This window comes from Thioclava sp. DLFJ5-1 (assembly GCF_002020115.1).
In the GTDB taxonomy this organism is placed as follows: domain Bacteria; phylum Pseudomonadota; class Alphaproteobacteria; order Rhodobacterales; family Rhodobacteraceae; genus Thioclava; species Thioclava sediminum.
This window is the reverse complement of the sequence record NZ_MPZU01000001.1, coordinates 1274396-1295670: the sequence shown is the minus strand read 5'-3', so window position 1 is coordinate 1295670 and position 21275 is coordinate 1274396. Positions and strand designations below refer to the sequence as shown.

The window sequence follows — 21275 nt, the reverse complement described above, 5'->3', positions numbered from 1 at the left end:
ATGAAAGAGACGAGCATATGGCATCTGCTGCAGAGCAAATGGCGGCGAACCTCAGCTGGGACGCCCTGGGCAAAGCCACCGAGCTGCGCCAGCGCATCTTCTTCACCATTGGTTTGCTGATCATCTACCGCCTCGGGACCTATATTCCGGTTCCGGGCATCGACGCGCAGGCACTGCGCGAATTCATGCAAAGCGCGGGCTCTGGCCTCGGCGGCGTGTTGTCGATGTTCACGGGCGGTGCGCTCGGCCGGATGGGCGTCTTCGCGCTCGGCATCATGCCCTACATCTCGGCCTCGATCATCATCCAGCTTCTGACCGCTCTGGTGCCCGCACTCGAGCAGATGAAGAAGGAAGGCGAGCAGGGCCGCAAGAAGATCAACCAGATCACGCGCTATGCGACCGTGGCTCTGGCGACCTTCCAGGCATGGGGTCTGGCCGTGTCGCTCGAAAAGGGCGATCTGGCGCATGATCCGGGCCTGTTCTTCGTCGCTGCCGTGGTCATCACGCTCGTCGGCGGCACCATGTTCCTGATGTGGCTGGGTGAGCAGATCACCGCACGCGGCATCGGCAACGGCATCTCGCTGATCATCTTCGTCGGTATCGTCGCGGAAATCCCGGCGGCTCTGGCCCGCTTCCTCGAGCAGGGCCGTGCCGGTGCGATCTCAACTCCGGTGATCCTCGGGGTGATCCTGATGATCGCGATCGTGATTACCTTCGTCGTCTTCATGGAACGCGCGCTGCGCAAGATCCATATCCAGTATCCGCGCCGTCAGGTGGGGATGAAGGTCTATGACGGCGGCTCCAGCCACCTGCCGATCAAGGTGAACCCGGCGGGCGTCATCCCGGCGATCTTCGCCTCGTCGCTGCTGCTGCTGCCGACCACCATCGCGACCTTCTCGGGTCAGAACACCGGTCCGGTGATGTCGACGATCCTCGCCTATTTCGGCCCGGGGCAGCCGCTCTACCTGCTGTTCTACGTCGCGATGATCGTGTTCTTCGCCTACTTCTACACCGCGAACGTGTCGTTCAAATCGGACGAGGTCGCGGACAATCTGAAGAGCCAGGGCGGCTTCGTGCCCGGCATCCGTCCCGGCAAGAAGACCGAGGAATATCTCGACTACGTCGTCAGCCGCATTCTCGTGATCGGTTCTGCCTATCTCGCCGCGGTCTGCCTTCTGCCCGAGATCCTGCGTTCGCAGCTGTCCATCCCGTTCTACTTCGGCGGCACCTCGGTTCTGATCGTGGTCACCGTGTCGATGGACACCATCAACCAAATTCAGTCGCATCTTCTGGCCCACCAATACGAGGGTCTGATCGAGCGCTCGCAACTTCGCGGCCGTTCGGGCAAGAAGAAGAAGGGGCCGCGCAAGCCGCCCGCGCGCCGCTAAATCCGCCAAGCGTTTTCAGGGGGAGCCGACATGGCAAATATCATTCTTCTCGGCCCGCCCGGCGCGGGCAAGGGCACCCAGGCCCGCCGTCTCGTCGAAGAGCGCGGCATGGTCCAACTTTCCACCGGCGACATGCTGCGTGAAGCGAAGGACTCGGGCACCGAGATGGGCAATCTCGTCGCCGATGTCATGGCCAAGGGCCAGCTCGTGACCGACGAGATCGTCATCGGTCTGATCGAGGAAAAGCTCGCCGCCGGTGGCGAGGGCTTCATCTTCGACGGCTTCCCGCGCACGCTGGGACAGGCCGACGCTCTGGGCAAGCTGCTTGCCAAGATGGGCACCAAGCTCGACGCGGTGATCGAGATGCAGGTGGATGACGAAGCGCTCGTCGCCCGCATCACCGGTCGCTCGACCTGCGGCGGCTGCGGCGAGGTCTATCACGACCAGACCAAGCCCTGGCCCGCAGACGGCAAATGCGAAAAGTGCGGCAGCACCGACGTGAAGCGCCGCGCGGACGACAACGAAGACAGCCTGCGCACCCGGTTGATGGAGTATTACAAGAAGACCTCTCCGCTGATCGGCTACTACTACCACGCGGGCGATCTGTTCACGATCGACGGGCTGGCCGAAATCGAGACCGTGGCGACCTCGATCGCACGAATTCTCGATCAGCAAGAGTAATCGTAAATGAAGCCTTGACCCGGAGGGCGTTTACCTCTAGGTCACGGCGTCTCCGACGGGAATCGTTTCCGAGAAGGGAAGATTCTCGAGGGAGTTAATCGTGGGGTCCGAAGCGCCAGTTTCGGGCCTCGTGTTGTGAAAAAAGGGCCTGGGGTTACGGGCTCGCAACGAAAGGATACACGCTTTGGCACGTATTGCTGGCGTCAACATTCCGACCGGGAAACGCGTCCCGATCGCACTTACCTACATCACCGGGATCGGTCCTCACTCGGCTAAGCAGATCTGCGAAGCAACCGGTGTCGACGTGACCCGTCGCGTCAACGAGCTTTCGGATTCCGAAGTGCTCGCCATCCGCGAACACATCGACGCCAACTACACCGTCGAGGGCGACCTGCGCCGTGAAGTTCAGATGAACGTCAAGCGCCTGATGGATCTCGGCTGCTACCGTGGCCTGCGTCACCGTCGCAACCTGCCCGTGCGCGGTCAGCGCACCCATACGAATGCGCGTACGCGCAAAGGTCCGGCGAAACCCATCGCTGGCAAGAAGAAGTAAGGGGAGGCAGGACAAATGGCTCGTGATAAGGTTCGCGCTAAGCGCAAGGAACGCAAGAACATCGCCGCTGGCGTCGTTCATGTGAACTCCTCGTTCAACAACACCAAAATCCTGATTTCTGATGTGCAGGGCAACGCGATCTCGTGGTCGTCGGCTGGCACGATGGGCTTCAAGGGCTCGCGTAAGTCGACCCCCTACGCCGCTCAGATGGCTGCAGAAGATGCGGCCAAGAAGGCTCAGGATCACGGTCTGCGCACCGTGGACGTCGAAGTTCAGGGCCCCGGTTCGGGTCGTGAATCGGCGCTGCGCGCGCTGGCTGCGGTCGGTCTGACCGTCACCTCGATCCGTGACGTGACCCCGATCGCCCATAACGGCTGCCGCCCGCCGAAGCGTCGCCGCGTCTAATCAAGATTACGACGGTCGGGCCGTGCGGATTTCCCGTGCGGCCCGCCCGCATTTTTCGGTTTTATCCTCGGGCGTCCCCGACTTTGGGCATGGGTCTGGGACAGGTATGGAGGCAAACGCATGATCCACAAGAATTGGGCTGAACTCATCAAGCCGACGCAGCTTGAAATCAAGCCCGGCAACGACCCGCTGCGTCAGGCGACGATCGTCGCTGAACCGCTCGAGCGTGGCTTTGGCCTGACGCTCGGCAACGCACTGCGCCGCGTGCTGCTCTCGTCGCTTCAGGGCGCCGCGATCACCAGCGTCCAGATCGACAACGTGCTGCACGAGTTCTCCTCGGTCGCAGGCGTTCGTGAAGACGTCACCGACATCGTCCTGAACCTCAAGGGCGTGGCTCTGCGTATGGACGTTGAAGGTCCGAAGCGCCTCTCGATCTCGGCCAAGGGGCCGGGCGTCGTGACCGCTGGCGACATCACCGAGACCGCGGGCATCGAGGTCCTGAACAAGGATCACGTGATCTGCCACCTCGACGATGGTGCCGACCTGTTCATGGAATTGACCGTGAACACCGGCAAGGGCTACGTCGCCGCCGACAAGAACCGTCCCGAGGATGCGCCGATCGGCCTGATCCCGGTCGACGCGATCTATTCGCCGGTCAAGAAAGTTGCCTACGAAGTGCAGCCGACCCGTGAAGGTCAGGTTCTGGACTATGACAAGCTGACCATGAAGGTCGAGACCGACGGTTCGCTCTCGGCCGAGGACGCGGTGGCTTTCGCTGCTCGCATCCTGCAGGACCAGCTGTCGATCTTCGTGAACTTCGAAGAGCCGGAATCGGCTGGCAAGCAGGACCAGGACGACGGTCTCGAGTTCAACCCGCTTCTGCTGAAGAAAGTGGACGAGCTGGAACTGTCCGTGCGTTCGGCGAACTGCCTGAAGAACGACAACATCGTCTATATCGGCGACCTGATCCAGAAGACCGAAGCCGAGATGCTCCGCACCCCGAACTTCGGCCGCAAGTCGCTGAACGAGATCAAGGAAGTGCTCTCGGGCATGGGTCTGCATCTCGGGATGGAAGTCGAAGATTGGCCGCCGGAGAACATCGAAGACCTGGCCAAGCGTTTCGAAGACCAGTTCTGATTGACGAATTGAGGGGCGTTGGCTAAACGCCCCTCCAATGCCCGGACTGCCGGGGACGATCTGGGTCACAAGACCCCAAGGTGAGCCGGTGACACGCATCGCCGGCCTGACAAAGCAAAACGCAAGATTGGAGAATGACAATGCGTCACGCACGTGGCTACCGCCGCCTCAACCGCACCCATGAGCACCGCAAGGCGCTCTTCGCCAACATGGCTGGCTCGCTGATCGAGCACGAGCAGATCAAGACGACCCTGCCGAAGGCGAAAGAACTGCGCCCGGTCATCGAGAAGCTGATCACGCTCGCCAAGCGCGGCGATCTGCACGCACGCCGTCAGGCGGCCTCGCAGCTCAAGCAGGACCAGTATGTCGCGAAACTCTTCGACATCCTCGGCCCGCGCTACAAGGACCGTCAGGGCGGCTACGTTCGCATTATGAAAGCCGGTTTCCGTTACGGCGACATGGCTCCGATGGCGATCATCGAATTCGTCGAGCGCGATCTGGACGCAAAAGGTGCGGCAGATAAGGCACGCGTCGAAGCCGAAGAGGCTGCCGAGGATTGATCCTCGCGACCGATTTCCCTGCGAAATCAATGAGAATTGCGAAATCCCGCCTATTAGGCGGGATTTTCTTATTTCCGCCTGCATTTTCCCGCATTTCTCACGCAAAAGGTTATTGCGCAGATGATGCGCATTCGCGAGTGTAAGCGCGTGGGCGGGTAGGGACGTAATGTCACTGTCGGAGCGAACTCCGCACGGCGCGAACACTTTTAAGTTGACCGGGTTAATTCCAAACTGTCTAAAAAGATATGTCGATACAGAGCAGAATCGATTTGAAACTTCGTGACTTGGATCGTTTAGCTCCAAGCGGTTATTTTGTTGGACTGCATATTCGTTTTACGGCGCCTTTGATGACGTTCCAGACTTACGACAAAGCCTGGCTCGATCATTATACCGCAAACGGCTATGTGCTCCGTGACCCTATGACTGCTTGGGGGTTTAGCGAGACCGGCTCAATCCGGTGGAGCGACCCGCGGTTACCCGATCCTTTCCGTCTCTTCGATGAGGCCAAACACTATGGTCTGATCTACGGGGCGACAGTCTCATGCGGCCCGATCCGGTCCCGTACTATCGCAAGCATGGCGCGCGATGATCGGGAATTCGACCTACCCGAGATCGAGACCTTTGAGCTTATCGTGCGCGAATTGCACGACATGACTCAACCGCCTGAGGAACTCACGAGAGCTCAGATCGAAGCCCTGCGCTGTGTTGCTGGGGGTGACCGACACGCGGCGGCGGCCGCGAAACTTGGAATTTCGGAAAGCGCGCTCAAGGCGCGGCTGAATTCTGCGCGCGCAAGACTGATGGCTCGGACGACCGCCGAAGCTATTCAGCGCGCAAAGGATTTCCGCCTGTTATAGTGTTGTTGACCCTCCGCACGGCTGTACTGTGACTAACCTGCAGGAGGAAGACATGCAGACCACTACGCTTTCGTTCACCAATTTTCATAATCACGGTGAGCTTTTCGCAAACATGCTGCGCGCCAGGCGCGAGCTCTTCATTGTCCAGAATAAATGGGATCTCCCAGAAGCGATGGGCATGGAATATGACCAGTATGACACCCCGGCGAGCCGCTGGGTGGTCGTCCATGACGAGCTGGGCAAGGTGCTGGCAGGCAACCGTCTGACGCCCACGACGACGACCTGCGGGATCTATAGCTACATGATCCGCGATGCGCAGCGGGGGCTGCTCGCGACGATCCCGTCCAATCTTCTCTATGACGAAGCTCCGGTCAGCGAGACCGTCTGGGAAAGCTCGCGCCTCTTCGTGTCCCATGACGTTCCGATGGCGATGCGCCGCAAGGTTCATGCGCGTCTCGTGCAGGAAATCGGCAATTCGGCGCGTGAACTCGGCGCAAGTTCCGCCCTTACCCTTCTGAACGCGAATTGGCCGCGTTGGGCGGGTCGGGTTGGCGTGGACATGACTGCGATGGGACCGGTGATGGAGATCGACGGGATCAAGAACCAGGTCGTATCGATGAACTTTTCCCAAAACCTTCATTAAAGGGATGGGAAAGATTAGAGCCCCCGTGCGCCCCACACGCGCGGGGGCTTTTCGTTGGCGGACCGAGACACTAGGTTCACGCCATCATGGCCGACCTATTCGACACGCCCCCCGATCCCAATGCGCCTGCGCCCGAAGCGCCGCGCCCTCTCGCTGATCGCATCCGCCCAAAAACTCTGGGTGAGGTGATTGGTCAGGAACAGGTGCTTGGCCCCGATGGGCCTTTGGGGGCAATGCTGGCGGCAGGCTCGCTCGGATCTCTGATCCTTTGGGGGCCGCCGGGTGTCGGCAAGACCACCATCGCGCGACTGCTGGCCGATGCCTCCGATCGCGCCTTCGTCCAGATTTCCGCGATCTTCACCGGCGTGCCTGAACTGCGCAAAGTCTTCGAGGCCGCCAAGCTGCGGCGCGGGCAGGGCAGGGGCACGCTCCTCTTCGTCGACGAGATCCACCGCTTCAACAAGGCGCAGCAGGACAGCTTCCTGCCGCATATGGAAGACGGCACGATCATGCTGGTGGGCGCCACCACCGAGAACCCGAGCTTCGAGCTGAACGCCGCTGTGCTCAGCCGGGCGCAGGTCATGGTGCTGGAGCGCCTCGACCTCGCCGATCTCGAACGCCTCGCACAGCGCGCCGAGAAGGCGCTCGGTCGTCCACTGCCGCTCAGTGGCAAGGCGCGCGAGGCGCTGCTGGAAATGGCCGACGGCGACGGCCGCGCGCTTCTCAACCTGATAGAGCAGGTGGCGGCGTGGAAAGTCACCGGTACGCTCGACACCGACGCCCTATCGACCCGACTGATGCGCCGCGCGGCGAAATACGACAAATCCGGAGATGAGCATTACAACCTGATCTCGGCGCTCCATAAATCCGTGCGGGGTTCGGATCCGGATGCGGCGCTCTATTGGTTCGCGCGGATGCTGGAGGGCGGCGAGGACCCGCGCTATCTCGCGCGGCGCTTCGTCCGCATGGCGGTCGAGGATATCGGGCTGGCCGACCCGCAGGCCCAGACCCATGCGCTCCATGCGTGGGAAATATACGAGCGGATCGGCTCGCCCGAGGGGGAACTGGCTTTGGCGCAGACGGTGATCTACCTCGCGCTCGCCCCGAAATCCAACGCGGGCTACGTCGCCTACAAGGGCGCGCGGGCGCAGGCGCAGAAGACCGGATCGGAGCCGCCGCCCAAACATATCCTCAACGCCCCGACCAAGCTGATGTCCGAACAGGGCTATGGCGCGGGCTATGCCTATGACCACGACGCAGAGGACGGTTTCTCCGGGCAGAACTATTTCCCTGACACGATGAAGCGCCCGGTCCTCTATCAGCCCGTCGAGCGTGGCTTCGAGCGCGAGTTGAAAAAGCGGGTCGACTGGTTTGCCAAGCTGCGTGAACAGCGCAAATCTTGACATTCAGGCCTGTGAACGCTCTTAGGGCGCCAAAGGAGACAGCGATGCTTTCTACGATCTTGCAGGTCGCGCTAGGCGGCGCGATGGGTGCATCGGGGCGCTACCTCGTTGGCGTCGGAATGATGCGCAGCTTCGGCGCGCAGCCTTTCCCGCTGGGCGTCATCACCGTGAATATCCTCGGCTCGTTCCTGATGGGCGCGCTCGTGGTGTTCCTCGGTGACAAGCAGCTGACCCATTGGAATGCCTTCCTCGCGACCGGCTTTCTTGGCGGCTTCACCACCTTCTCCTCCTTCTCGCTCGAAGCCTATCGCTTGATCGAGAAAGGCGATGTCACATTGGCAGTCAGCTATATCGGACTGTCGGTCGGCGCGGGGCTTCTGGGCCTCGTCGCGGGCGTTCTATTGATGAGGGCCATGCTATGAGCGGCGTCCAGCATATCACCGTCACCGAGGACGAGGGCGAACAGCGCCTCGACCGGTTCCTCAAAAAGCGGTTTCCGCACCTGTCCCAAGGCATGATCGAGAAGTTCTGCCGCAAGGGCGATCTGCGCGTGGATAAAGGCCGGGTGAAGGCCAATTCGCGCGTCGCGCCGGGGCAGGAAATCCGGGTGCCGCCGATCCCGGACTCCGCGCCCGCACCGAGGACCGAGGGCATCTCGGAGGAGGATGCGAAATTCATCCAGAGCTGCGTGCTGTGGAAGGATGAGCATATCATCGCGCTCAACAAACCGCCGGGGCTGCCCTCGCAGGGCGGCTCGGGGCAGGGCAATCGCCATGTCGACGGGCTGAGCGAGGCGCTGACATTCGGCTACAAGGACAAGCCGAAGCTGGTGCATCGCCTGGACAAGGACACCTCCGGCGTTCTGCTGCTCGCGCGCACCGACCGCGTCGCGCGCCGCCTGTCCGAGGCGTTCCGCGGCAAGACCACGCGCAAGATCTATTGGGCGGCCGTCGCAGGCGCGCCCGAGCCCAAGACCGGCACGATCCGCTTCGGTCTCGTGAAAGCGCCGGGTCACGGGCGCGGTGGCGAGGGGGAGAAGATGCTCTGCGTGCATCCCGCCAAGGTCGACAAGACCGAGGGCGCCAAACGCGCGACCACCGATTACTTCACGCTGCACATCCTCGGCCAGCGGGTCAGCTGGGTCGCGCTGGTGCCGATCACCGGGCGCACGCATCAGCTGCGCGCGCATATGGCCGAGATCGGCAGTCCCATCATCGGCGACGGCAAATATGGCGGTTCGAGCCAGGAGAACATGGGCGATGGATGGGGCGCGCAGCTGGGCGGCGAGATTTCCCGCAAGCTGCACCTGCATGCCCGTCAGATCAGCTTCGACCATCCGATCAGCGGCAAGCGTATCACGCTGACCGCGCCGCTGCCCGAGCACATGAAGCGGACCTGGGACCTGCTGGATTGGCACGAAAAAGACGTGCCCGCCGACCCGTTCGAGGATCTCGCATGAAGCTCGCGATCTTCGATGTCGATGGCACGATCTCGGACAGCCAGAACCACATCACCCACGCGATGACGATTGGGTTCGAGGCGGCGGGTCTGCCGGCCCCGTCGGCCTCCGCCGTGTTGCAGATCGTCGGTCTGTCGCTGCCGCTCGCGGTGGCGCGGCTTGCGCCGGAGCACGATGCCGAGACGCAGGCGCGCATCGTCGAGGGCTACAAGCAAAGCTACAAGACCGCCCGCGCGGCCTCGCCCGCGCCGCTCTATCCCGGGGCCGAGGCGCTGCTGCGCAAGCTCGCCGCGCGCGACGACATGCTTCTGGCGGTCGCTACGGGTAAATCCCGCCGCGGACTGCGGGCACTGATCGAGTATCACGGTCTGGAAGGTCTCTTCGTCAGCCAACAGACCGCCGACGATCACCCGTCGAAGCCGCACCCGTCGATGATCGGCGCGGCGTTGAGCGAGGCGGGTGTGGACGCGCGCGACGCGGTAATGATCGGCGATACCAGTTTCGATATCGAGATGGGCCGCGGCGCGGGCGTCGCGACCATCGGCGTGCGCTGGGGCTACCACGCGCCGCACCTGCTCGAAGCGGCGGGCGCGCATCAGATGGTCGATGATTTCGACGGGCTGGAAACGACACTTCTGGATCTGTGGGAGATGAGCGCATGAGCGAATGGGCGGCGAAGCGGTTCTGGAAAGAAACCACCGTCACCGAGCACCCCGAGGGGTTCGGCGTGGCGCTGGACGGGCGTGCGGTGAAGACGCCGGCGAAAGCCGCGCTGACCGTGCCGACCCGTGCCTATGCCGAGGCTATCGCGGCGGAATGGGACGCGCAGGACGGCGCAATCAAGCCCCATACGATGCCCGTCACCCGCTCTGCCAATGCGGCGATCGACAAGGTGGCGCATCAGCATCCCGAGGTCGTCACCCATGTCTCCGAATTCGGCGGCACCGATCTTCTGTGCTACCGCGCCGAGGCTCCGACGGAACTGGTCGAGCTTCAGAGCGCGAAATGGGATCCGCTGCTGGAATGGGCAGCGCAAACCTATGGCGCGGAGCTGAAGGTCACGACGGGAATTCTTCCGGTGGATCAGCCTGCCGACCATCTGGCGCGGCTGGAGGCGGAGGTTGCAAACCTCGACCCCTTCGCGCTGGCGGCTCTGCATGATCTCGTGGGCATCACGGGCTCCCTCGTGCTGGGGCTGGCCGTCACCCGCGGCAGGCTCTCGGCCGAGGAAGCGTGGGAGCTCTCGCGGCTCGACGAGGACTGGCAAATCGCTCAATGGGGCGATGACGAAGAGGCGGCGGAGATCGCCGCACACAAGCGCGAGGCGCTGTGTGACGCGGCTCGAATCTGGACGCTCACCGAAAGGTGACCGCCGCGGATTCTCACGCCGCTTATTGACCTGCCAAAAGCATCATCACTTGCTGACGATTTACGCAGGGGCCCTCACGAATTCCGGAAACTAGCCTTGACCTTCTTTGATCGGATGGACCAAACTTTCGTTACTCCGTGTCATGGAGACACGATCGACCAGGTCCGTGAGGGACCAAGAACCGCTCTGTCAGAGCGGCGACAACAGGAAGAGGTAAAAATGAAGAAATCCGTCTTTTTCGGCGCGCTGACGGCTGCGACGCTGACTGCCGGTCTGGCTGGCGCGGCCACGCTCGATGACGTGAAATCGCGCGGAGAGCTGATCTGCGGCGTTAACACCGGTCTCGTGGGCTTCGCCGCGCCGGATGCCAACGGTAACTGGTCCGGCTTCGACGTCGCGGTCTGCCAGGCCGTCGCCGCCGCTGTGCTGGGCGACCCCTCGAAGGTTAAATACGTCCCCACCTCGGGCCAGACGCGCTTCACCGCGCTCGGTTCGGGCGAAGTGGACCTGCTCGCACGCAACACCACCTGGACCTTCTCGCGCGACACCGACCTGAAGCTCCAGTTCACCGCGACCAACTACTATGACGGTCAGGGCTTCATGGTCCGCAAGGATTCGGGCGTGACCTCGGCCAAGGAACTCGACGGTGCGTCGATCTGTATCCAGACCGGTACCACGACCGAGCTGAACCTCGCCGACTACTTCAAGGCCAACAACATGTCCTATCAGCCCATCACGGTTGATTCGAACGCCGAAGGCGAACAGCAGTTCCTCGCCGGCGCTTGTGACGCCTACACCACCGACGCGTCCGGCCTCGCAGCCACCCGCGCCGCTTTCGCGAACCCTTCCGACTACGTGATCCTGCCGGAAATCATCTCGAAAGAGCCGCTGGCTCCGGCCGTCCGTCAGGGCGACGATCAGTGGACCGACATCGTCCGCTGGACCGTCTTCGCGCTGATCGGCGCTGAAGAATACGGCGTGACTTCGGCCAATATCGACGAGCTGGCCAAAGGCACCGACAACCCGGAAGTCAACCGCCTGCTCGGCACCGAGGGTGACCTCGGCGCGATGATCGGCCTCGACAAGGACTGGGCCGTCAAAGCCATCAAGGCCAACGGCAACTACGGTGAAATCTTCGCCGCGACCATCGGCGAGCAGACCCCGATCGGTCTGGCCCGTGGCCTGAACGCTCAGTGGACCCAAGGCGGTCTGATGTACGCTCCTCCCTTCCGCTAAGAAGGGCCCGGCAGGGGCGCGGTTTAATCCGCGCCCCTGTTCCGTTTTCAAGAGACCGTGCGTAGGGGAGACATCCCCACTAAGGCCCGCAAGAATGGCCAGACAAAAATAACGACGCGGCAACAGGGGAAATAAGAATGACAAGCGCGCCCGACGCGCCGGAGCAGGGCTTCCGGCTCAGCCAGCTTATCTATGACACGCGTTATCGCTCCCTGACGATTCAGGCGATCGTCTTCATCCTCGTGATGGGCGGCGCGGCATGGCTGGTGGACAATGTGATCCAGAACCTCAACGACCTCGGGAAGGATTTCAATTTCTCCTTCCTCGGGCAGAGGGCCGGTTACGATATCGGCAATGCGATCATCCCGTATAACAACGACATGAGCCACGGACGTGCGCTGCTTGTCGGCCTCATCAACACGCTCTGGGTGTCCTTCCTGGGCTGCGTCGCCGCGACGATCATCGGGATCTTCGTGGGCGTGCTGCGCCTGTCGAAGAACTGGCTCGTGGCGCGGCTGATGACCGTCTATGTCGAGGTCTTCCGCAACATTCCGGTGCTGCTGTGGATCCTCGTGGCGATCGCGTTGCTGACCGATGTGGCCCCGTCGCCCAACGCCTACAAGGTGAACCAGCAGACGGGCGAGGCGCAGGCTTCGATGCTGCTCGACTCGGTCGCCTTCACCAACCGCTACACCGCGATCCCGTCGGTGCATTTCGATCGCTCGCTCGGCTCGCTCGACACGGCGCTTGCACCGATCTCGCTCAACTTCCTTGCGCTGGTGATCGTGCTGATCGCCTCGATCTGGGTGAACAAGCGGATGCTGACCCACGCCGCCAAGGTGCAGGAGGCGACCGGGGTACGACCTACAATGTGGTGGAAGAGCGCGCTCGTGCTGATCGCGCCCGTCGTGATCCTCGCCATTGCGCTCGGGATCAATCCTGAGGAGCCGCAGATCAAGGGCTTCAACTTCGTAGGCGGCACGAATGTGTCGAACTCCTTCGTGGCGCTCTGGCTCGGCCTGTCGCTCTATACGGCGGCCTTCATCGCCGAGATCGTCCGCGCCGGTATCCTCGCCATCTCGAAAGGCCAGACCGAGGCCGCCTTCGCGCTGGGTCTGCGGGCCAATCGCACGATGAGCCTCGTGATCCTGCCGCAGGCGCTGCGGGTCATCATCCCGCCGCTGATCTCGCAATATCTGAATCTGACGAAGAACTCCTCGCTCGCGATCGCCGTGGGCTATCTGGAACTGCGCGGAACGTTGGGCGGCATCACCCTGAACCAGACCGGGCGCGAGCTTGAGGCGATCACGCTGATGATGCTGATCTACCTCGCGATCTCGCTGTCGATCTCGGGCGTGATGAACGTCTACAACAATCGCGTGAAGCTGAAGGAGCGGTGAGATGAGCGATACCGAAGCCCATTCCGTCGCCTATGTCCGCGACACGATGCTGCCGCAACAGCCTGCCCCCGCAGGGCAGTCCGGTGCGGTCCAATGGCTGCGCGAGAACCTGTTCTCGGGCTGGTTGAACACGTTGCTGACCCTTCTGGGCGTGGCCTTGATCTACACGCTGGTCATGCATTTCCTGCCTTGGTTCCTGCATGGCGTCTGGGACGCCAACTCGATCAAGGAATGCCGCACGATCATCACCGACCGTTACGGCGAAGGCGCGACCGGCGCCTGCTGGGCGGTGATCCGCGAGCGTTGGCACCAGTTCATCTTCGGCTTCTACCCGCCGGAACTGTACTGGCGTCCGATCCTGACCTTCCTGCTGCTCTTCGTGGCGGTCGGCCCGCTTCTCTTCACCTGGGTTCCGCGCGTGCTGGCCTGGTTCACGCCGGTCTACCCGTTCCTTGCCGTCTGGCTGCTCTGGGGCGGCTCGGGCTGGACGCCGATCATGATCTTCGCAGGCTTCGTGCTGGGCGCGGCGATCCTGTTGCTGCTGTCACCGCGGCTTGGCTCGATCATGGCCTTCTCGATCGGCGCTTTCGTCGCGATCCTCTACTTCCTCTTCGTGGTGGGCCCGCTCATCGGCGGGTTGCAGGCGATCCTGCCCTGGGGTCTGGAATCTGTGGACTCCGCCAAGTTCGGTGGCTTCCTGCTGGCGATCACGCTGGGCGTGGGCGGCATCATGATGTCGCTGCCGCTGGGGATCGTGCTCGCGCTCGGGCGGCAATCGGACATGCCGCTGGTCAAAGGCTTCTCGGTGATCTTCATCGAGTTCATCCGCGGCGTGCCTCTGATCACGCTGCTGTTCGTGGCCTCGCTGCTGCTGAACTACTTCCTGCCGCCGGGCACGAATTTCGACATCATCCTGCGGGTGATGATCCTCGTGACCTTCTTCGCTGCGGCCTATATCGCCGAGGTGATCCGCGGCGGTCTGGCAGCACTTCCGCGGGGCCAATACGAGGCGGCGGATGCGCTGGGTCTCGATTACTGGAAGGCGCAGCGGCTGATCATCCTGCCGCAGGCGCTGAAGATCTCGATCCCGGGCATCGTCTCCACCTTCATCGGCATGTTCAAGGATACGACGCTGGTCGTGTTCGTGGGTCTCTTCGACCCGCTCAAGGGCATCCCGGACTTCATCCGCGCCGACTTCAACTGGAAAGGCATCTACTGGGAGCCCTTCATCTTCGTCGGCGCCATCTTCTTTATCCTGAACTTCGCCATGTCGCGCTACTCGATGTCTCTCGAGCGTCGACTGCAGCGTGATAACCATTAATCGGGGACTAGACACAATGACCGAACCGCAATTCGAACGTCAGGTCGACCGCAGCCATATGCAGGTCTCCGACGAGGTCGCGATCCAGATCGAGAACATGAACAAGTGGTATGGCCAGTTCCACGTTCTGCGCGACATCGATCTGACCGTGCAACGTGGCGAGCGTATCGTGATCGCCGGGCCCTCGGGCTCGGGGAAATCGACGTTGATCCGTTGCATCAACCGTCTGGAGGAACACCAGGCGGGCAAGATCGTCGTCGACGGGATCGAACTGACGAACGACCTGAAGAACATCGACAAGGTCCGCCGCGAAGTCGGCATGGTGTTCCAGCACTTCAACCTGTTCCCGCATCTGACCATTCTCGAGAACCTGACGCTGGCCCCGATCTGGGTGCGCAAGACGCCCAAGAAGGAAGCCGAAGCGACGGCGATGCACTACCTCGAGAAGGTGAAAATCCCCGAGCAGGCCGACAAGTATCCCGGCCAGCTTTCGGGCGGTCAGCAGCAGCGTGTGGCGATCGCGCGCTCGCTGTGCATGAAGCCGCGGATCATGCTGTTCGACGAGCCGACCTCGGCGCTCGATCCGGAGATGATCAAGGAAGTGCTCGACACGATGATCGAGCTGGCCGAAGAGGGGATGACCATGCTCTGCGTGACCCACGAGATGGGCTTCGCGCAGGCGGTGGCGAACCGGGTGATCTTCATGGCCGACGGTCAGATCGTCGAGCAGAACAACCCGCATGACTTCTTCAACAACCCGAAATCCGAGCGGACCCAGCAGTTCCTGAGCCAGATCCTCGGGCACTGAGAAAAGGCTGGGGGACAGGCTGGGGGTTTCACACCCCCAGACCCCCGTGGGATATTTCCGCCAAGGCGTAGAATTAAAAAAGGGGCGGCGCGAATACTCGTGCCGCCCCTTTTCTATATTCGCGTCTGATTTAAAGAAGGTCGGAAACCGCTTCGCGCTCTTCTTCCAGTTCGCCGACGGTGCGGGCCATCATCTCTTTCTGGAAATCGTTGAATTCCAGACCTTCGACGCGCTCGTAATGACCGTCCTTGCAGATCACCGGCAGGCCGACCATCAGCCCCTCGGGGATGTCGTAGAGGCCGGTCGACGGCACGGCCATCGACACCCATTTGCCGTCGGTCCCGTGGATCCAGTCATACATGTGATCGATCGCGGCATTGGCGGCGGAGGCGGCCGAAGAGGCGCCACGCGCTTCGATGATCGCGGCGCCACGGGTGGCGACCTGCGGGATCAGCGTCTCGCGATACCAAGTCTCGTCGCCGATGATTTCGGAGAGCTTGCGGCCCTTCGCTTCGGCTTCGGTCCAGTCGGCGAACATGGTGGGCGAGTGGTTGCCCCAGACCACGAAGCGCTCGATGTCGTCGACATGCAGATCGGCCTTCGACGCGAACTGCGTCAGCGCGCGGTTATGGTCGAGCCGGATCATCGCGGTGATGTTCTCGGTCGGGAAGTTCGGCGCGTTGGCCGCAAGGATCATCGCGTTGGTGTTGGCCGGGTTGCCGACGACCACGCATTTCGCGTCGCGCTTGGCGGCCTTGTCGAGCGCTTCGCCCTGCACGCGGAAGATCTCGGCATTGGCCGACAGCAGATCGCGACGCTCCATGCCTTTGGTGCGCGGGCGCGAGCCCACGAAGAAGGCGGCATCGATATCGGTGAAGGCGGTCACCGGATCATCGGTCACAACGGTGCCGGCGAGCAGCGGGAAAGCACAGTCTTCCAGCTCCATCACCACGCCACGCACCGCGTCGAGCGCCTGCGGCAGGTCCAGAAGCTGCAAGATCACCGGCTGATCGGGACCGTAGACATCCCCCTTGGCGATGCGGAACAGCAGCGCGTAGCAGATCTGACCGGCAGCCCCGGTGACGGCGATGCGTTTCGGCGTTTGAGCGGACATGGAAACCCTCCTGTGATGATTACGCCAGAGAGATAGGGCACAGGCGCGCGGCTGGCCATAGAAAACCGTGCCCTAACGTCACGATCTTGGGAGGGAAAAGCTGCGTTCAGCCGCGCCGGGTCGGCGTGAAGAAATCGAGCACCGATCCCTGTCCCGGCTGCACCTCGTCCCAGCTGTCGATCTGGAAATCGACGATCAGCGTGGCGCAGGTCGGGAAGCGGCGGAAGTCGGGATCATGCAGCGCGCGTGCGGGCAGGCGGTGCGCGAATTCCGCGATGCCCGGGTTATGACCGAGCATCATCACCGTCGGCGCCGTAGCGGTCCGCAGGACCTGCAGCATCATCTCGGGGGCTGCATGGTAGAGGTCTTCGACATAGCTCACCTCCGGCCGCGTCTCGATCACCGCGCGCTCCACTCGGTCCCATGTCTCGCGGGTGCGAGTCGCCGAGGAGCAGAGCACCTCTTCCGGCTCCAGCCCGCGCGAGGCGAGAAAATCGCCCAGTTCAAGCGCGGCCGCGCGTCCGCGCGCATTGAGCGGGCGATCGCGATCCTCCATCGCCGGGTCGTCCCAGCTGGATTTGGCATGGCGGGTCAGGATCAGGCGGCGATAGCCGAGCGGTGTCATGGGTGGAACTGCCTCATATGCCATGCGGATTGCTGAGGCAGCCTGCCATAGCTTTCACCTGCCGGGCAAGCGCGTCTTGCAAGACAGCCGTGATCGCTACAGGCCGCACCTTCGGGGCGGTCGAGATGCGCGTGACAGCTTTCCGTATCGTAACCGTCGGGTTTGAGCGCATCGACCGGGCAGGCGGTGGCGCAGGGCGCAGGGCATCCGATGCAGGGATTGACGGCGGGCGCGGGCAGGGGAAGCAAGCCAGGCAGGGCCAGCGCGCCCCGCACCGAGGCCCAGAGGCCCATATGCGCATGGCACATCAGATGGACCGGCGAGGCGAAGCTCTGTCCGCTTTTCACGGCCCAGCTCACGAAAGGCTGCCAGGGCGGGCCGGTGAAGGGGAAAAGCGCGCGGGCTTCAAATTGCCGTGCGAGGGCGCCGATCACCCGCTCCGACCAGCGGTCCAGCGGATCGGATGCGACCTCGGCGAATTCCGGCTGAGCGGTGACGTGATCCCAGAAACCCGGCTCATCGGGCGAGATCAGTGCGATCGTCTCACCATCCTCATGCAACAGCCCCGACACGAAGAGCCGGTGCGGGACCAGCGCCGCGGCGAGGGTGGAGATCACCGGGGGCGTCTCACTCACTGCGCGGTTTCACGCGCGGCTCGGTCGAGCGGATCATCGAGCCCGCGCCATGTTCGGTGAACAGTTCCAGCAGGCAGGCATTGGCGACGCGCCCGTCGACGATGACCACCGCGCGCACGCCCTCGTCGACCGCTTTCAGCGCGGTCTCGACCTTGGGGATCATGCCGCCCGCGATGGTGCCGTCTTCGATCAGGGCGGTCACGTCCTCGGGGGTGAGCTGGGTCATCACCTCGCCCGCCTTGTTCTTCACGCCCGCCACATCGGTCAGCAGCAGCAGGCGATCGGCGCGCAACGCGCCCGCGATGGCGCCAGCTGCGGTGTCGCCGTTGACGTTGAAGGTCTCGTTATCGGCCATGCCGGTCGCGACCGGGGCGATCACCGGGATCATGCCCGCGTTATAGAGGTCGCGGATCACCTGCACGTTCATCTCGACCGGGCGACCGACAAAGCCCAGTTCGGGATCGTCCGCCTCGCAGACCATCAGGTCGTCATCCTTGCCCGAGATCCCGACCGCGCGGCCGCCTTGGTCGTTGATCGCCTGCACGATGCGCTTGTTGACGAGGCCCGAGAGGATCATCTCGACCACTTCCACGGTGGCCTTGTCGGTCACGCGCTTGCCGCGGACCCATTGGCTCTCGATGCCGAGCTTGCCCAGCATCTCGTTGATCATCGGCCCGCCGCCATGCACCACGACCGGGAAAATGCCGACCTGACGCATCAGCACGATATCGCGGGCGAAATCGGCCATCGCCTCTTCGTCGCCCATCGCGTTGCCGCCGAATTTCACCACGACCACGGCGCCGGAATAGCGTTGCAGGTAGGGCAAGGCTTCCGAGAGGGTGCGGGCGGTGGCGATCCAGTCACGATCCATGGTCTGCTTTCTCATCTGGCTGGTCCTCGGGCAGGGTGGTCCCATCTTGCTAGACCGTTCGCGCCGGGTTTGGAAGGGCGCAATCGGGGCCGTTGCGCTCGGAATAAAACCGACTAGGGTCGGGAGCGCGCTGACGGGGAGTTCGAGTAATGGATGATCGCAAAGTAATGCTGCTGACGGGGGCGAGCCGGGGCATCGGCCACGCCACGGTGAAACGCTTCGCCGCCGAAGGGTGGCGCGTCATCACCTGTTCGCGCCAGCCTTTCCCCGAGCAATGCCCGTGGGGCGGCGGGCGCGAGGATCACATCCAGGTCGATCTCGCCAAGCCCGACGAGGTGATCGACGCGATCGCCGATATTCGCAGCCGGATCGACGGGCGGCTGCATGCGCTGGTGAACAATGCAGGCATCTCGCCGAAAGGGCCCGAGGGCGAGCGGCTCAATACGCTCGACACCGATCTGCGCACCTGGGGGCAGGTGTTCCACGTCAATTTCTTCGCCTCCATCGTGCTCGCACGCGGGCTGGTCGAGGAGCTGTCGGCCGCGCAGGGCGCCGTGGTCAACGTGACCTCCATCGCGGGGCTCAGGGTGCATCCTTTCGCGGGGGCCGCCTATTCCACCTCGAAGGCCGCGCTCAAGGCGCTGACGCGCGAGATGGCGCATGATTTCGGGCCATTGGGCGTGCGCGTGAACGCCATCGCGCCGGGCGAGATCGAAACCTCGATCCTCAGCCCCGGCACCGAGAAGATCGTCGAGAATCTGCCGCTGCGCCGCCTTGGGCAGCCGTCGGAAGTGGCGGATGTGATCTGGTTCCTGTGCTCGGACGCGTCAAGCTACGTCACCGGCACCGAAATCGAGGTGAACGCGGGCCAGCACGTCTGAGGTCGCGTCCGAGACGGCTCAGGTCTTCTTGCCGATCTTCGGCTCCGTGCCCATCGCGAGACGCGCGATATTGGTGCGGTGCCGCCAGAAGATCAGCACCGACAGGCCCGCCGCCAGCATCATCAACTCGCGATAGCCGAGGAAATAGGCCAGAGGCACCGTCGCCGCCGCCGAGACCAGCGCCGCGAGCGAGGAAATCCGCGTCAGCAGCGCCGTGACCAGCCAGACGGCGCAGGTCGCAAGGCCGACGGGCCAAGCCAGCGCGATCATCGTGCCGAGGAAGGTCGCCACGCCTTTGCCGCCCTGAAAGCGCAGCCAGACCGGATAGATATGGCCGATGAAGGCCGCCGCGCCCGCCACTTGTGCGGCGGTTTCGCCCAGCGTGTAGCGTGCGACGAGAACCGCAATCGCGCCTTTGCCGCTGTCGAGGAGCAGGGTCGCAAGGGCCGCGCTCTTGCTGCCGGTGCGCAAAACATTCGTCGCGCCGATATTCCCGGAGCCGATCTTGCGCAGGTCGCCCAGTTTGAAAAGCTTGGTGATAACGAGCCCAAACGGCACAGATCCGAGCAGGTAGCCCAGTGCAGCCACCAGCCCGAGCCATGCTGACCCGTTCTCAATTCCCGGCATATGCCTGCCCTCGCCTCGTTTATGAGTCGTTATTGTTGTTATAAACCTGCACCCCTGCGACGAATGTGGCAAGCGTTTTGCCTTCCATTCGAGCAGTATCGAAGGGGGTATTCTTCGATTTTGAGCGCAGTTTGAAGCGATCGAGCACGAAAGGCGCATCCGGATCGAAGAGCACGAGATCGGCCGGAGCCCCCTCGCAAAGCCGCCCCTGCGGCAGTCCCAGACGCTTCGCGGGGTTCAGCGACATCGCCCGGAACAGCTGCGGCAGGGTCAGCTGACCGGCATGGTAAAGGCGCATCGCGGCGGGCAGGATCGTCTCGAGACCGACCGCGCCGGAGGCCGCTTCCTCGAAGGGCAGGCGCTTGGATTCCTCATCCGCCGGCGTGTGCAGCGAGCAGATCACGTCGATCGTGCCGTCGGCCACCGCCTCGATCACAGCAAGCCGGTCTTCCTCGTCGCGCAGCGGCGGCGTCAGTTTGAAGAAGGTCCGGTAATCGCCCACGTCGAGCGCGTTGAGCGTCAGGTGATGGATCGAGACCCCGGCGGTCACATCGAGCCCGGCCTCTTTCGCACGCGCCAGCGCGGGCAGGGCCTTCGCGGTGGTGATCTGGTCGGCGTGATAGGCGAGGCCGGTCATCTCGACCAGCGCCAGATCGCGGTCGAGCCCCATCCGCTCGGCCATCGGGGACACGCCCGGCAGACCCCGCAGCGAGGCGAATTTGCCCGAAGTCACGGCGGAGCCTTTCGACAGGGCCGGCTCTTGCGGATGGCCGATCACCAGAGCGCCCAGATGGGCCGCATAGGTGAAGGCGCGTTGCAGCACCTTCGTCTGATCCGAGACGCGGGTAACATCGGTGAAGGCCACCGCGCCCGCATCTTTCAGAAAGCCGATCTCGGTCATCTCCTGCCCGTCGCGGCCCTTGGTCAGCGCCGCCATATGCAGGATGCGCACCGGCGCGTCCGCCGCACGGCGGGTGACGAATTCCAGCGTCTCGGGATTGTCGATGGCGGGCTGCGTGTCGGGACGGGCGATGATGGTGGTCACGCCCCCGGCTGCGGCGGCAAGCGCCGCCGTGCGGAAGCTTTCCATGTGGCGCTCGCCCGGCTCACCGATCTTCACGCCCAGATCGACGATCCCCGGCGCGAGGTATTTGCCGCCGCAATCGATCACCTCGGCATCGGCGGGGGCGGACATATCGCCGATCGCCGCGATCAGGCCTCCGTCGATCACCACGTTTCCGGTGGTTTCGGTCAGCGCTTCGGGGTCGATCAGTTTGGCATTTTCGAGGAATAGGGTCATGC

The 21275-nt window shown here is 63.1% G+C and carries 24 protein-coding genes; 18 read left to right on the top strand and 6 right to left on the bottom strand.

The window, feature by feature from the left end:
• The first annotated feature begins 17 nt into the window (after nucleotides 1-17).
• From secY to BMI86_RS06100, 17 genes are all read left to right on the top strand, one after another.
• Complete coding sequence (gene secY / locus BMI86_RS06180; RefSeq protein WP_078540199.1) at nucleotides 18-1388, top strand: preprotein translocase subunit SecY; 1371 nt, start codon at nucleotides 18-20, stop codon at nucleotides 1386-1388.
• Nucleotides 1389-1418: 30 nt separating this feature from the next.
• A complete protein-coding gene (locus BMI86_RS06175; protein WP_078521795.1) occupies nucleotides 1419-2069 on the top strand; it encodes an adenylate kinase in 651 nt (216 codons plus the stop codon).
• Between the two features lie 184 nt (nucleotides 2070-2253).
• Nucleotides 2254-2622 carry a 30S ribosomal protein S13 gene (gene rpsM, locus BMI86_RS06170; RefSeq protein WP_078521793.1) on the top strand — a complete coding sequence of 123 codons (369 nt, stop codon included), beginning with the start codon at nucleotides 2254-2256 and terminating at the stop codon, nucleotides 2620-2622.
• 15 nt (nucleotides 2623-2637) lie between these two features.
• Nucleotides 2638-3027: a 30S ribosomal protein S11 gene (rpsK, locus tag BMI86_RS06165; protein ID WP_078521791.1), complete on the top strand. Its 390-nt coding sequence runs from the start codon at nucleotides 2638-2640 to the stop codon at nucleotides 3025-3027.
• Between the two features lie 120 nt (nucleotides 3028-3147).
• On the top strand, nucleotides 3148-4164 hold the full coding sequence (locus BMI86_RS06160) for a DNA-directed RNA polymerase subunit alpha (RefSeq protein WP_075775948.1): 1017 nt from the start codon (nucleotides 3148-3150) through the stop codon (nucleotides 4162-4164).
• 140 nt (nucleotides 4165-4304) lie between these two features.
• Complete coding sequence (gene rplQ, locus BMI86_RS06155) at nucleotides 4305-4724, top strand: 50S ribosomal protein L17 (protein ID WP_078521789.1); 420 nt, start codon at nucleotides 4305-4307, stop codon at nucleotides 4722-4724.
• Between the two features lie 245 nt (nucleotides 4725-4969).
• Nucleotides 4970-5581 (top strand): autoinducer binding domain-containing protein, encoded by a 612-nt coding sequence (locus tag BMI86_RS06150; RefSeq protein ID WP_078521787.1) that lies wholly within the window; start codon nucleotides 4970-4972, stop codon nucleotides 5579-5581.
• A gap of 52 nt (nucleotides 5582-5633) precedes the next feature.
• Complete coding sequence (locus BMI86_RS06145; RefSeq protein WP_078540198.1) at nucleotides 5634-6224, top strand: acyl-homoserine-lactone synthase; 591 nt, start codon at nucleotides 5634-5636, stop codon at nucleotides 6222-6224.
• An 86-nt stretch (nucleotides 6225-6310) separates the two neighbouring features.
• Entirely contained in the window at nucleotides 6311-7627 is a 1317-nt protein-coding gene (locus BMI86_RS06140; protein ID WP_078540197.1) for a replication-associated recombination protein A, read from the top strand.
• 44 nt (nucleotides 7628-7671) lie between these two features.
• Entirely contained in the window at nucleotides 7672-8049 is a 378-nt protein-coding gene (crcB, locus tag BMI86_RS06135; RefSeq protein ID WP_078521781.1) for a fluoride efflux transporter CrcB, read from the top strand.
• Nucleotides 8046-9086: an RluA family pseudouridine synthase gene (locus BMI86_RS06130; RefSeq protein ID WP_078540196.1), complete on the top strand. Its 1041-nt coding sequence runs from the start codon at nucleotides 8046-8048 to the stop codon at nucleotides 9084-9086. Before crcB ends, BMI86_RS06130 begins: the two co-directional genes overlap by 4 nt.
• The gene (locus BMI86_RS06125; protein WP_078540195.1) at nucleotides 9083-9748 is read left to right on the top strand and encodes an HAD-IA family hydrolase; all 666 of its coding nucleotides are present in this window, start codon (nucleotides 9083-9085) and stop codon (nucleotides 9746-9748) included. Before BMI86_RS06130 ends, BMI86_RS06125 begins: the two co-directional genes overlap by 4 nt.
• Complete coding sequence (locus BMI86_RS06120) at nucleotides 9745-10455, top strand: ATP12 family protein (RefSeq protein ID WP_078540194.1); 711 nt, start codon at nucleotides 9745-9747, stop codon at nucleotides 10453-10455. The genes BMI86_RS06125 and BMI86_RS06120 overlap by 4 nt, the downstream gene beginning before the upstream one ends.
• Nucleotides 10456-10674: 219 nt before the next feature.
• Nucleotides 10675-11691, top strand: coding sequence for an amino acid ABC transporter substrate-binding protein (locus tag BMI86_RS06115; RefSeq protein ID WP_078521773.1), 1017 nt, complete (start codon nucleotides 10675-10677; stop codon nucleotides 11689-11691).
• 137 nt (nucleotides 11692-11828) lie between these two features.
• Nucleotides 11829-13091, top strand: a complete 1263-nt coding sequence (locus BMI86_RS06110) for an ABC transporter permease subunit (RefSeq protein WP_078540193.1) — start codon at nucleotides 11829-11831, stop codon at nucleotides 13089-13091.
• Between the two features lies 1 nt (nucleotide 13092).
• Entirely contained in the window at nucleotides 13093-14412 is a 1320-nt protein-coding gene (locus BMI86_RS06105; RefSeq protein ID WP_078540192.1) for an amino acid ABC transporter permease, read from the top strand.
• Nucleotides 14413-14428: 16 nt separating this feature from the next.
• Nucleotides 14429-15220, top strand: a complete 792-nt coding sequence (locus tag BMI86_RS06100; RefSeq protein WP_078540191.1) for an amino acid ABC transporter ATP-binding protein — start codon at nucleotides 14429-14431, stop codon at nucleotides 15218-15220.
• Nucleotides 15221-15350: 130 nt separating this feature from the next.
• On the opposite strand, the gene BMI86_RS06095 is transcribed toward BMI86_RS06100, so the two are convergent.
• The 4 genes from BMI86_RS06095 to argB all read right to left on the bottom strand — a co-directional run bounded on the left by BMI86_RS06095 (nucleotide 15351) and on the right by argB (nucleotide 18465).
• Nucleotides 15351-16334 (bottom strand): malate dehydrogenase, encoded by a 984-nt coding sequence (locus BMI86_RS06095; RefSeq protein ID WP_078540190.1) that lies wholly within the window; start codon nucleotides 16332-16334, stop codon nucleotides 15351-15353.
• 106 nt (nucleotides 16335-16440) lie between these two features.
• Nucleotides 16441-16959, bottom strand: coding sequence for a histidine phosphatase family protein (locus BMI86_RS06090; protein WP_078540189.1), 519 nt, complete (start codon nucleotides 16957-16959; stop codon nucleotides 16441-16443).
• The gene (locus tag BMI86_RS06085) at nucleotides 16956-17594 is read right to left on the bottom strand and encodes a ferredoxin (RefSeq protein WP_078540188.1); all 639 of its coding nucleotides are present in this window, start codon (nucleotides 17592-17594) and stop codon (nucleotides 16956-16958) included. Before BMI86_RS06085 ends, BMI86_RS06090 begins: the two co-directional genes overlap by 4 nt.
• Nucleotides 17587-18465, bottom strand: a complete 879-nt coding sequence (gene argB / locus BMI86_RS06080; protein WP_078521759.1) for an acetylglutamate kinase — start codon at nucleotides 18463-18465, stop codon at nucleotides 17587-17589. Before argB ends, BMI86_RS06085 begins: the two co-directional genes overlap by 8 nt.
• A gap of 149 nt (nucleotides 18466-18614) precedes the next feature.
• Between argB and BMI86_RS06075 the strand changes: the two genes are divergently transcribed.
• Entirely contained in the window at nucleotides 18615-19346 is a 732-nt protein-coding gene (locus BMI86_RS06075; protein ID WP_078540187.1) for an SDR family oxidoreductase, read from the top strand.
• A gap of 18 nt (nucleotides 19347-19364) precedes the next feature.
• On the opposite strand, the gene plsY is transcribed toward BMI86_RS06075, so the two are convergent.
• Nucleotides 19365-19973 carry a glycerol-3-phosphate 1-O-acyltransferase PlsY gene (plsY, locus tag BMI86_RS06070; protein WP_078540186.1) on the bottom strand — a complete coding sequence of 203 codons (609 nt, stop codon included), beginning with the start codon at nucleotides 19971-19973 and terminating at the stop codon, nucleotides 19365-19367.
• A 19-nt stretch (nucleotides 19974-19992) separates the two neighbouring features.
• Entirely contained in the window at nucleotides 19993-21273 is a 1281-nt protein-coding gene (gene pyrC, locus BMI86_RS06065; RefSeq protein WP_078540185.1) for a dihydroorotase, read from the bottom strand.
• Between the last annotated feature and the right edge of the window lie 2 nt (nucleotides 21274-21275).